The sequence below is a fragment of the Dorea sp. AF24-7LB genome (assembly GCF_003478575.1).
GTDB lineage: Bacteria > Bacillota > Clostridia > Lachnospirales > Lachnospiraceae > Dorea_D > Dorea_D hominis.
Window position 1 is genome coordinate 157,795 of record NZ_QUFR01000005.1, and the last position, 12,842, is coordinate 170,636.

The 12,842-nt window shown below is 39.7% G+C and carries 8 protein-coding genes; all 8 read left to right on the forward strand.

The annotated features are described in order from the left end of the window. Positions 1-81: 81 nt before the first annotated feature. Complete coding sequence (locus DWY31_RS07220) at positions 82-1,893, forward strand: Ig-like domain-containing protein (protein WP_021860893.1); 1,812 nt, start codon at positions 82-84, stop codon at positions 1,891-1,893. A 19-nt stretch (positions 1,894-1,912) separates the two neighbouring features. Next, positions 1,913-3,850, forward strand: coding sequence for an FIVAR domain-containing protein (locus DWY31_RS07225; protein ID WP_118519914.1), 1,938 nt, complete (start codon positions 1,913-1,915; stop codon positions 3,848-3,850). Positions 3,851-4,033: 183 nt separating this feature from the next. Beyond that, the gene (locus DWY31_RS07230) at positions 4,034-6,730 is read left to right on the forward strand and encodes a fibronectin type III domain-containing protein (protein WP_158575495.1); all 2,697 of its coding nucleotides are present in this window, start codon (positions 4,034-4,036) and stop codon (positions 6,728-6,730) included. 230 nt (positions 6,731-6,960) lie between these two features. After that, positions 6,961-10,230: a rhodanese-like domain-containing protein gene (locus tag DWY31_RS07235; protein WP_118519916.1), complete on the forward strand. Its 3,270-nt coding sequence runs from the start codon at positions 6,961-6,963 to the stop codon at positions 10,228-10,230. Between the two features lie 373 nt (positions 10,231-10,603). Further along, on the forward strand, positions 10,604-11,629 hold the full coding sequence (gene gap / locus DWY31_RS07240; protein WP_118519917.1) for a type I glyceraldehyde-3-phosphate dehydrogenase: 1,026 nt from the start codon (positions 10,604-10,606) through the stop codon (positions 11,627-11,629). 101 nt (positions 11,630-11,730) lie between these two features. After that, positions 11,731-11,928 (forward strand): hypothetical protein, encoded by a 198-nt coding sequence (locus DWY31_RS07245; RefSeq protein WP_118519918.1) that lies wholly within the window; start codon positions 11,731-11,733, stop codon positions 11,926-11,928. 39 nt (positions 11,929-11,967) lie between these two features. Then, on the forward strand, positions 11,968-12,540 hold the full coding sequence (locus tag DWY31_RS07250; RefSeq protein ID WP_021859601.1) for a 2-oxoacid:acceptor oxidoreductase family protein: 573 nt from the start codon (positions 11,968-11,970) through the stop codon (positions 12,538-12,540). Further along, positions 12,540-12,842, forward strand: a complete 303-nt coding sequence (locus tag DWY31_RS07255) for a 4Fe-4S binding protein (protein WP_021859600.1) — start codon at positions 12,540-12,542, stop codon at positions 12,840-12,842. The genes DWY31_RS07250 and DWY31_RS07255 overlap by 1 nt, the downstream gene beginning before the upstream one ends.

Below are 12,842 nucleotides of genomic sequence, written 5' to 3' on the forward strand. Positions count from 1 at the left end.
AAGGAGTGCGGAGAATATATTACAATAAAAGTAAAGAAAAGTAATGATTTAACGAAGAATTACAAGAAAAATGGAGGGAATATGAAAGGAAAAAAGATACTTACAGGCTTACTTTGTGCGGCTGTTGCGGGGAACCTGGTCGCAGGCGTTGCACCGGGGAGGATGTGCGATGTAAGCGCTGCGAGCGCACAGACAAGTATAGAACAGAAGAAAGTTGTGCAGACAACAAAAGATCTGGAACAAAAAAGATACAATGGAGTACCGGGATATCAATACAAGGATATTTACGCGACCGAACGGGTTACGATTAAAGGAATCAATGTCAATGAAGTTGTGATCGCTTCCGCAAATCCAATTGTCACGCGACCTATGACGAAACCAGTCAAATTTGTAATCTATAACACGACTAAACAGGAGACGGAAGGCGAAGTAACAGTAGAAAATGGAAAACTTCCGGACTTAAGTCTCGTCAATAACAATAATTATATGATCTATGCGCAGGATGAAGAATACCGTACACCGATTCTTTATATCTGGGTAAAAGAAGGAAAGATTTATAATATCAAAAAAATAAGTCAAGGATCAGACAATCAGACGGTATACGATTATCCGGAAGTAGATGAGCTTAGAATGTATAAAAGAGACCCGAATAAAGTATACGATAAGCTGGAAAACGACATGCGTGTCGGAGTCAGCTTGCCGGTTTATTATAAAGAAGGAACAGGTCTCTTGAAAAATGTAAATATAAAGCTGGTAAGTCCACTCGAGACATTAGAATGCACTACCGGAGAAAATGGCAGATTGCAGACGGAACTTCTGGAAGATCAAAACTACATGGTTATAGTTGAAAGTGAGCAATGGGATATAGATTCGTTCCCACTTGTTGCGAAAGATAAATCCGAGTACGGCGCTGGAAGATATGCATACAACCATTCCAGCTGTGCAAAAGTAGATGAGCTTCGACTGGTAGATAAGAACGAGACACATCATTCGGATACAATACTTGTAAGCAAATCAGGTGATACGAGTGTGACAGGAATCAATTTCAAGGATATGCTTTTATATGAGAAATCTTTAAGCAAAGATCTTGTGAGTGAACTTCCGAATAAAGACTATGAAGTCCTGGACATCAGTGTCGTAAATCCACATCGCTGGGAGAGAGCAAAGCTTGCAGCCGGAGACTTTACTGTTACAAGAAAAGTTCCGCAAGGTAAGGCGGTGAAGAAGGTTTACTACATTGATGAGAACAAGCAGTTGCAGGAAATTCCTTTTACAAATGAAGACGGAAAAGCATGTTTCACGATGCATAGTCTTGGAATCCATCATGTAGTGATCGAGTATGAAAAGAAATCTGTTCCGTTGGTAACAAAAGTCAGCAAAGTGAAAGTGACAGGAGGATCAAAGGAAATCGCTGCAGGAAAGAAAATTCAGTTAAAGGCGAAAATTTCTCCGGTGAAAGCGACAAATAAAAAAGTGAAATGGACAACTTCCAATAAAAAATATGCAACAGTAACTTCCACTGGAAAAGTAACAGTAAATAAAGCAGGAGCCGGAAAGAAAGTCACAATAAAAGCAACAGCAGTTGACGGAAGCAAGAAAGCAGATAGCTATACAATCCGCATACGCAAACATGCTGTAAAGAAAATCACATTGAAAGCTTCCGGTACATTGAAGAACGGAAAAGCAACAACAGTCAAAGCAACGGTGCAGACAACTGGAAAAGATGCGAATAAAAAGCTTGCATGGAGCAGTTCAAACAGCAAGTATGTAACAGTTACTGCAAAGGGTAAAGTAACAGCGAAAAAAGCGGGAAAAGGAAAGACAGTAAAAATAACCGCAAAGGCAACGGATGGAAGTGGTATTAAGAAGACCATTAAAATCAAGATAAAATAAAATCCAGAGGAGGAAGATTATGAAACAATTAAAAGCAAAACTTCTTGCAGGTGTGCTCTCAGTAGCGATGGTACTTGGAACATTTGCAGGAGCAGCACCTTTGACGGCAAAGGCGGCAAGTCATGCGACAGAACTTACAGTTCGCGCAGTGGATGAATCAGGGAAAGCTTTAAGTGGCGTGGAGCTTGTCTTTGAAAAAGACGGAGAAACTTATGATTTTGTCACAACAGATGATAGTGGTGAAGCATACTTGGATGAAAATGATTTTACTGATCTTGTTATGGCAAACATGGATGCTGCGGACGGTGACGGAACAGGATTCGGAATCTATGAAGTAAAACCCGCATCAGGAAGCGGATATACACTTGCAAATGATTCCATAAAAATGGATGTACAAAATTCTGGTGAAAGCTGGGGATATCCTTGCATTGTATCTGTAAATGGAAAAGCATATGCAGGGGAGACTATTGATCTGGCACTAAAGGTGATAGAAAGTGAAAAACCAGTAGAACCAGTAGAGCATCCAAAGACATTGAACGTAAAAGTAGTAGATGAAAAGGGGCTTCCGGTAGAGGGCGTACACTTAGAGATCTTCTCTCCACATTGCTGCCGGAATTCATTTGCACAACCGACAGATGCAGCCGGGACAGCAAGCTATACACTTTCGCAGCGAGAAGGAATCGGTATGCCATTTGCGATAGCACTTGCAGAAGGCGAAGATTATGAAATCGTTACACCGATTGAAAATATTTATTTTGAAAGAGACGCAGACCAGAATGAGAATTACATCGCTAAAGTAAATGGACAGGAATACGATGGCGAAGAAGTAAAGCTTGTTGTAAAAAAGAACGAACTAAGTATTTCAGAGGTATCTGGCGCAGGTGCAGAAGTGAGTCGCGAGGGTGGGACAGCTACAATTACTGTGAAAGGAACAAGTCTTCCTGCAAAGTTTTATTATGTAGTACACTGTTATTCACCAAAAGGAGTCTTATTAGGACAGGTAGAAGAAAAAGAAGCGGAAGCAAAAGGTACAGAAACTCTTCGTACATTTGAGGCAGAATTTCCGTCTGTTTTACACCTTCCGAAAGCCGCATACTGGGAAATCGGAGTAGAGACTATTCCAAATTCAGAAGATGGATATTATATGGCAAAAGGCGAGAATGGTGTCAAGATTGCAGGAACAGTAGTGACAGAGGAATCGAAAAACGCAATGGTAGAAATCTTCACAGAAGCCGGAAAGAAAAATGAATCTGATTATACAGCAGAGTCATGGGAAGTTTATAAGAATGCAGTAGAAGCTGCAAAGAAAATTGCAGAAGATAATAGTGCAACAAATGCAGAGATCCAGAATGCGATTCAGGCAGTGAAAGATGCAGAAGCAGCATTGGTAAAAACTGAACCGGAGAAACCATCAAATCCAGAAAAACCGGAAGTAAAAGTAGCTTCCGTAAAACTTGCTAAGACAAGCTATGTATACGATGGAAAGGTAAAGAAACCAGCCGTTGTTGCAAAGAACAATAAAGGTGAGAAAATTACAAGCAAAGATTACACAGTAAAATATGCAGCAGGATGCAAAAATGTCGGAACATACACAGTAAAAGTTACTTTCAAGGGAGACTACAAAGGAACATTTACAAAGACATTTAACATTAATCCAAAGGGAACAAGCCTTTCAAAAGTAAAAGCTGCAAGAAAGAGCTTCAGCGCAACATGGAAGAAACAGAGCAAGCAGACAAGCGGATACCAGTTACAGTATTCTACAAATAAAAAGTTCGCAAAATCTGTAAAGACATCTACGATTTCTAAAAATACAACTGTTAAGAAAACAGTGAAGAAATTAAGCGCTAAGAAAACTTACTATGTAAGAGTTCGCACATACAAAAATGTCAAGGTTGGAAAGAAGACAGTGAAGCTGTATTCTGGATGGTCAAAAGTTAAGGCAGTGAAGACGAAATAGTAGAGAACGAAGAGAAGGTGTTCACTTGCTATAAAAGGCATGAGAAAGTCTTCTTCCTGTATAGACACTATGAATAAATGGACTGATTTATTGACAATACCGATTGGAGAGAATGCGAAAAACAACGTATAATAGTAATCGTAATGTAATTAGCAAATGGAAAAAGAAAAGGAGAAAAAAGTAATGGGGAAAATGAAAAGAATTTTTGCCTGGCTCCTGTCTTTAGCAATGGTCTTCGGATTATTGGGTGGACAGGTGAGTGTAGCAAAAGCTGCAGGATATGGAATCTACAGCTATGCTCTTGATTCAAAAGAGCTCCCGAGTGAAGGAGGAGAACTTGTCGCAACAATTAAGTTTGACGACTTTTCAACAACAGACAGTCCGATTTATTACCAGTTAAAGAAAGATATTGGTGATTATAATTGGGAAATAGTAAAAGGATATGAGAATGTTGAAGGACAGGTTGTCGGGAACAAACTGAAAGTAAATATTCCGGCAAACAAAGAGACAACAGAAGTGAAATATAAACTGATCGTAAATCTGACAAGTGGACAGTTCGAGAATTCTTGGGGTGGAATGGAACAAGGTGCCAAGAGAGCATCTTTCACTGTTGCAGCAGCCAACGCAGGATCAGAGGAAGAGAAAGTTTTATCTGATGAAACTACATTCCGTGCAAAAGTAGTAGATGAAAATGGAGCTCCGGTAGAAGGTGTAAAATTAGTCGGAAAAGATGAGTCTTTTGGAAATGAGCCGGAATTTACATCAAATGCAAATGGTGTGGCAGAGTATGAAATAGAAGATAATGACATAACATGTATTTACACGATCAGAGTTTCGGAAGACAGCGGATGGACAAGTGAGAACAAATGCACATTTGAAGTTGGTCATGATCAATCATGGAGTCCTATTATTTCCAAGATTAATGGAAGCACAATTGATCAGGCTGGCGAAATTAAGTTTGTAGTTAAGAAGGCAGCGACTGATGATGCACAAAAAGTGGCATTAAAGGCTGTAATCGATGAAGTAGAAAAATTAAACAAAGACAATTATACATCAAAAAGCTGGGCAGCTCTTCAGCAGGCGCTTGCGAATGCAAAAATGGTGTATGAAGATAAGTATGCTACAGAAGCTAATATCAAAGATGCGAAGGCAAACTTAGAGACAGCGAAAAATGGCCTGGTAGAAATGTCTCCGGAAAGAAAAGCGCTGGAAGCCAAAATTGCAGAAGCAAAGAAATTTGATTATAGCCTTTACACAGCTGAAAGCAAAGCAAAAGTTATGTCTGCAGTAGATGCAGCAGAAAAATTAACTGACAATGCTTCTGTAGAAGAAATCAAAGCTGCACAGAAGAACATTGAAGCTGCAATGGAAGCATTAAAAAAAGTTCCATCATGGAATTCAGCAAATATTGGTGTATCAAGGGATAAGCTGACAAGCAAAGGTGGAACGGTAGAACTTCGACTTGTATTAGACAATTACGGAGCAGACGAGGGAACAATTTACTATCGTGTGCGTAAGAAAACGATTACTCCAGAGGGTTATCCGATGTGGGATGAAGTACAGACAAATGTACCAACTCAGATTTCTAAGGAAAATCCAATCATCAAAGTAACACTTCCTGAAAATACAACAGAGAAGGAAGAAGAATATCAGATCACACCAACAAGCAAAAAAGGTACTTATACAAACCGGAAAGGTGTGAGTGTAACTGTTATTCCGGCATCACAGGATGAAGAATATACAAACAATTCCGCTTTCTCAGCAGAAGATGTATACCGTGTGAAAGCAGTAGATGCTGAAGGTGTACCGGTAGAAGGCGTAGAATTTAAATTAACAGCAGATAATGACAAAACTCGTGTCAGAAATATTGTGACAAATAATAAAGGTGTAGCTGAGTATAAGATCAATCCGGCAGAAGACTGTGGATCAACTTATAATGTAACAGTTGCAGATGACACAGATTGGGTAAGCAGTGTAATTTTGGTTAATGCACATAACTTTACAGTAAGTGAAGGAGAGAATGCAGTAATTACAAGTATTGATGGATTCTCAGTTGAGAGCGCAGGCGATGTTCGTATTGCTGTTAAGAAAAATCCAAAATACGATATTACAGATGCAGCAAAAATGCAGATGGAAAAAGTTCTTGCTGATGCAGAGCAGAAAAATGAAGTTGACTTCACAAAAGAAAGCTGGAATGCTTACAAAGAAGCAGTAGATGCTGCAAAGGCTATTTCTGAGAAGGTAGCAGGAGCAGAAAAAGTAACAGCTGCAGATTACCAGAATGCGATCCAGGCTGTGAAAGACGCAGAAGCAGCATTAGTTAAGGCAGAAGCTCCAAAACCGGAACCAGAAGTGAAAAAAGTAGCTTCCGTAAAACTTGCTAAGACAAGCTATGTATACGATGGAAAGGTAAAGAAACCAGCCGTTGTTGCAAAGAACAATAAAGGTGAGAAAATTACAAGCAAAGATTACACAGTAAAATATGCAGCAGGATGCAAAAATGTCGGAACATACACAGTAAAAGTTACTTTCAAGGGAGACTACAAAGGAACATTTACAAAGACATTTAACATTAATCCAAAGGGAACAAGCCTTTCAAAAGTAAAAGCTGCAAGAAAGAGCTTCAGCGCAACATGGAAGAAACAGAGCAAGCAGACAAGCGGATACCAGTTACAGTATTCTACAAATAAAAAGTTCGCAAAAGCTGTAAAGACATCTACGATTTCTAAAAACACAACTGTTAAGAAAACAGTGAAAAAATTAAGTGCTAAGAAAACTTACTATGTAAGAGTCCGTACTTATAAGACAGTCAAAGTTGGCAAGAAGAGTGTGAAGATTTACTCAGGCTGGTCAGCTGCTAAAAAAGTGAAAACAAAATAGTCGAAGAGAATAACGAATAAAAAATTTCCCGGCATGTACATAATCGGATGTGTGTGTCGGGAATTTTGTTGCTATAGTATCCGATGACGATTATTGATAATAAATATCAATAAAAATTTATAAGTGCTTTTATATATCAAAAATACCAATTGGAGTGAAAGTTTCTATTGCAGTAAAATATTATCAGGGATTATATACCCTGATACAAATTTACAAAAGGAGGGTAAATCATGAAAAATTTTATGAAAAAGGCTGCGGCAGCAATGATTGCTATGTTAGCAGTTGTAGCAGTTTTCGGTACAAGCGTACCGGCACAGGCAGCGTCCAAAGCACCGAAGAGCCTTTCCGTGAAGGTAACAACAAAAACAGTTGATATCAAAGGAAAGTCTACAATTTCGGTCAAATCAGTAAAGCCTGCAAATGCAAGCAAGGCAGTTACTTACAAATCAAGCAACAAGAAGATTGCAACCGTATCTTCCAAAGGTGTTGTAACAGGTAAGAAAGCCGGAAAGGTAAACATTACTGTAACATCCAAGAAGAACAAAAAAGTGAAAAAAGTTGTTAAGATTACTGTTAAGAACTTAAAACCAAGCAGTGTTAAGGTAAGTGCTGTCAAAGCAACTGTAGTAGTCGGAAAAACAAACACACTGAAAGCAGCTGTAAAACCGGCTGGCGTATACTGCCCTGTAAAATGGACAAGCAGCAACAAAGCAGTAGCAACTGTAAGCAGCAATGGGAAAGTAACAGCTAAGAAGGCTGGTACAGCAACAATTACTGTAAAAGCAACTCAGAAAAACAGCAAAGGCAAATATCTGTCAACTGCATGCAAGGTGACAGTTGTTGATTTCGCAACCGCTACAACAACTCAGGTAAAAGAGTATGCAAAGAGCGCAAGCGACAACAAAGTATTAGTTGATGCAAGACTTACAGATGCTTATCAGGGATGGGCATTAGATGGTGTCAGCAAAGGCGGACATATCAAAAATTCTGTAAACGTATCTTCACAGTGGATGACAGCCGGATTTTCGTCACAATCTGCCGAAAATTCTACAAGAGAAGATTATATCGAGCAGGAGTTAAAAGCGATTGGTGTTACGACTGCTAAAAGCTATGTAATCTATGATACAAACGGAAAAGATGCAGCAACTGTTGCAGCTTATCTGCAGAAAAAAGGATACAAGGACCTTTCCATTTACAATGCAAAATCTGCAATCAACAAAGGAACATTTACAATGGAATCATACAAGAATTATGATCTGTATGTTCCGGCAGAAGTTGTAAAGAATGTCAGCGACCATGTTACAAAGAATACAGCACTTTCTTCAGAAGCTAAGAAAGTAACAGGTGGAAGCAATATTGTAATACTGGATGTAGCCTGGGGAGATGAGACAAATAACCCGGATACAGGATCTGGATATGAAGATGCACATGTACCGGGATCTGTTCATGTAAATACAGATGAATATGAGACTCCAAAGGTATATGTACCGGAAAAAGACGAAGCCTACCGTTCAGAGTGGAGACTGAATGATGATGCAACACTTCTGAAACTTGCAGCAGACAAAGGTGTTACAAAAGATAGCAGTGTAATCATCGTTGGTTCAGAGCCGATGGCAACAACACGTATGGGTGTTATCCTTAAATATCTTGGATGCGAGGATGTTCACGTAATGAGCGAAGGTATGGTTGGATGGAATGCCAAAGGATATGAGATGGAAAAAGGCATCAACAAACCAAAAGCAGTAGCAAGCTTTGGAACCGACAAACCTTTACATCCGGAATATATTGATACAATTTCAGAAGCAAAAGAACTTCTGAAAGATGATAACGTACAGTTAGTAGATACACGTACTCAGGAAGAATGGGACGGTAAGAGTTCAGGATATAGTTACCATGATCTGAAAGGTAGAATCGAGGGATCCGTATTTGGCCCATCAGGACGTGGATATTCAAGCTCTATGATCTATTATCGTAATGCTGATAAATCTATGAGAAGCAAAGAAGGACTGGAAACACTTTGGAAATCTCAGGGTATAGATGTAAGCAAACATCTGTCATTCTTCTGCGGAAGTGGATGGAGAGCTGCTGAGACTATGTGGGATGCTCTTGTTTTAGGATATGATAATGTATCTCTTTACAGCGATGGTTGGATCGGCTGGAGTAACGAAGGAAATCCATACATTGATGCAAACGGAAATAAAGTATTCTACAATAAGAATACAAATTCTGTAGAAACAACAGCTGCATCCGTATCCAAACAGCAGGTATATGTATCGCCGGAATGGTTAAAGAGCGCAATGTCCGGACTTCAGAAAGGATATGAAAATGTATTCGTATCAGAAGTTGCATGGGGAGACACAGCAGGAGATAAAAACTATAATGCAGGTCATATTCCGGGAGCATATCATATCAACTCAGATGCAGTAGAATATGACGACTGTGATCCATGGCCATATGGAGATGGAAAAGACGATTTCGGACTTTATGACGAAAAAGATGTAAAACCGGAAGATAACTTTAATATCCGCAGCGGTAAACAGTTAAGCGAGTTCCTGAAGAGAAACGGAATTACAAAAGATACAAAAGTAGTTTTATACGGCAGAAGTGCATCTGATTCCAGCGTAACAAGAGTTGCGTTTGCAATGCTTTATGCAGGAGTTGAAGACGTAAAAGTTGTTGATGGCGGTATGCAGGCATGGAAAGCTGCCGGATACGATGTGGAGACAAAAGTAAACGAGCAGAAAGCCGGAGGAGATAATTACAGCTTCGGTACAACTGTTCCGGCGCATCCAGAGTACATCCTGTCAGCAGAGGATGCAAAAGACAAACTACAGAATGACGCAAACTTCCGTCTGGTAAGTATCCGTTCTACAAAAGAATTTGAAGGCGAAGAAACAGGTTATGGATATATCGACTATGCAGGAGAGCCTTTAGGTGCTGTATGGGGACATAACACAGATGATGGAAGCTATGTTGAAAACGGTAAAGTTGTAGGAATCGACAAAGTAAAATCTATCCTTGCAGAGTCTGACTCTTCTTTAGACAATGAATTATCATTCTATTGCGGAACCGGATGGAGAGCTACAATCCCATTCCTGATCTGCTATCAGAATGGTGTGAAGAACATCAGCGTGTATGATGGCGGATGGTGGTTATGGCAGCTGAATTGGCAGAAAGACAAAGCTGCATGGCCAATCCAGGACGTATCTGCAGATGTTGTAAAGAACTATGCACAGCTTAGCTTTGCAGCAGAAGAAGTAAACAAAGATGCTTCCGGTAAAATGCTTGTTGCAGGAGCTTCTGCAGCAGAAAATAAACTGGCTTGCTGGCCGGCACGTGTAAGCAGTAAAGTTGTTTACGGCTCTTCCGACAAGAAGGTTGCAACAGTAGATGCAACTGGAAAAGTTACAGCAGTCGCAGCAGGAGAAGCTACTATTACTGCAAGAACAAAAGCTGGAAATAAGGCAACATACAAAGTTGTTGTAAGCCCGGCTCAATAAAATGAATCTAAGTGCTTACAGGTATGAAATGGTTTAAGCATAATGATTTATAAATAAAGAATATAATACGAATAAAATGGTGCTTTGCGCAGATACGCAGGGCACCATTTTCTATATAATAGGAAACTTCATTTCTATTCTTTTTAATCCTGATTAGGAGGTTGTCGGAAGGAGATATATTCAGTCAGAAATATCTGTGAAAAAAGGAAATCCTGTTAAATATTTACGTATCCTGTTAAATGATTAATTACTGTCAATTCGGTAGTATTCCGGGAAAAAGTATGTTACACTCGCGATAGATTGTGGCGGACTGTTATTGCAAATGGGGAAAGATACAAAAGTATTAATATGTCATACACAGGAGGTATTTATTATGGCAATAACAATTGGCATCAACGGATTTGGACGCATTGGTAGAGTCGCATTCCGTATTGCCATCAATCAGCCGGAGCAGTTTAAACTTTGTGGGATCAACGTAAGAAACGCTGATCTGGATTATATTCTTTATATGATCCGTTACGATTCAATATTCGGACGTTTTCAGGGAACGCTCGAAAAGTATGAGGATGGAATCATCGTCAATGGTGAGAAGATTCGTGTATACTCGGAAAATGATGCTGCAGACATTCGTTGGGGGGAATGTGGAGCAGAATATATTATAGATGCGACAGGTGCTTACTGTACTACAGAGAAAGCAATGGCACATATCAAAGGTGGCGCAAAGAAAGTAATCATTTCCGCACCTGCTAAAGACCAGGATACACCGACATTTGTAATGGGAATCAACCACGAACTTTATCAGCCGTTTATGCATGTTGTTTCGAATGCATCGTGTACAACAAACTGTCTTGCACCATTGTGTAAAGTCTTAGAAGACAATTACGGAATTGAGTATGGATTAATGTCTACGATACATTCTGCTACGGCTAAGCAGAAAGTAGTTGACTGCCGTTCGCTTAAAGACTGGCGTACAGGACGTGCCGTATTTGGCAACCTGATTCCATCCACAACAGGAGCTGCAAAAGCGATTTCACTCGTTATTCCAACATTAAAAGATCGCATGAATGGGATTTCTTACCGTGTACCGACTTCAGATGTATCCATTGTGGATCTGAATGTTGCTTTAAAAACAAAAACCAGTTACGAAGATATTTGTAAGAAAATGAAAGAAGCTTCAGAGACATATCTGAAAGGAATTTTAGATTATATCGATGACGAAGTAGTATCTTCTGACTTTATCGGAGACAGCCATGCATCATCCTTTGATGCACGTGAAGGAATCCAGATCAATGGACATTTCTTCAAGCTTATCAGCTTCTATGATAATGAGTGGGGGTACACAAATCAGATTTTCCGCCTGATCAAACATATGTATCAGGTAGATAACGGTATCAAATAGTGATACCAGGGTTGTAGAATGGAAAAGTAAAAATATAAGAAAAAGTAAATATCCGTAATAACAGTCGAAAGTCACGAAAAAGCATCCCAGGAGAATTGTCGATGAGCAGATCTTCTGGGGTGCTTTTCATGGTGAGATGTTTCTGGGGACTTGTGAGATACAAGTTGATTCTTGGTGTCTTACGCCGGAAAAGTATCTACATCTGCAAGAAAAAGCAAGATGCAGATGCAATTCTCAAGAATTATAAAAAACGTAAAAACAGAGTGCGCTCTAGACATGCGCATATTTATACAGTATAATCAGAGTAATACTAATTTTTAAAGAAAGGAATACGAAAGATGAGTAATCATACAGAAATCAGATGGCACGGTCGTGGTGGTCAGGGTGCAAAAACAGCCGCATTGTTGCTGGCAGATGTAGCATTCCAGACAGGCAAATACGTACAGGGTTTTCCGGAGTATGGCCCGGAACGTATGGGAGCACCGATTACAGCATATAACCGAATCAGCGATACAAAGATCCGTGTACATTCTAATATTTATGATCCACAGTATGTAGTTGTAGTAGATGAATCCTTACTGGAATCCGTGGATGTGACTAGTGGTTTGAAAAAAGATGGAGCAATTCTTGTAAATACACAGCGCACAAAAGAGGAGATCATTCCGCATCTTCATGGATACGAAGGAGAAGTTTATATTATTGACGCACACAAAGTCTCAATGGAGGCAATGGGAAAATATTTCCCGAACACACCACTTCTTGCTGCAATTGTAAAAGTAGCAGGGATTATGGATGAGGAGACTTTCTTAAGAGAAATGAAAGCATCCTTCAAGCACAAATTCGCCAGCAAGCCGGAAGTTATTGACGGCAATATGAAAGCACTTGAGATGGCATTTAAGGAGGTGCACTAATGGCTACAGATATCAGTAAATTAGGTGTAAAAGCAACATGGGAAGAGCTGACAGAAGGTATGATCGTTGCCGGTGCAGGAACCTCCAAAGAGTTCAACACAGGGGAATGGTCAGAAGTAAAACCAGAATTTATCGCAGATAAATGTAAACAGTGTCTGCTTTGTGTACCGGTCTGTCCGGACAGCTGCATCCCGGTAAAAGACATGAAGAGACTGGATTTTGATTATGGACACTGCAAAGGATGTGGCATTTGCGTAAAAGCATGTCCATTTGACGCAATTAAGATGGAAGGGGTGAAATAA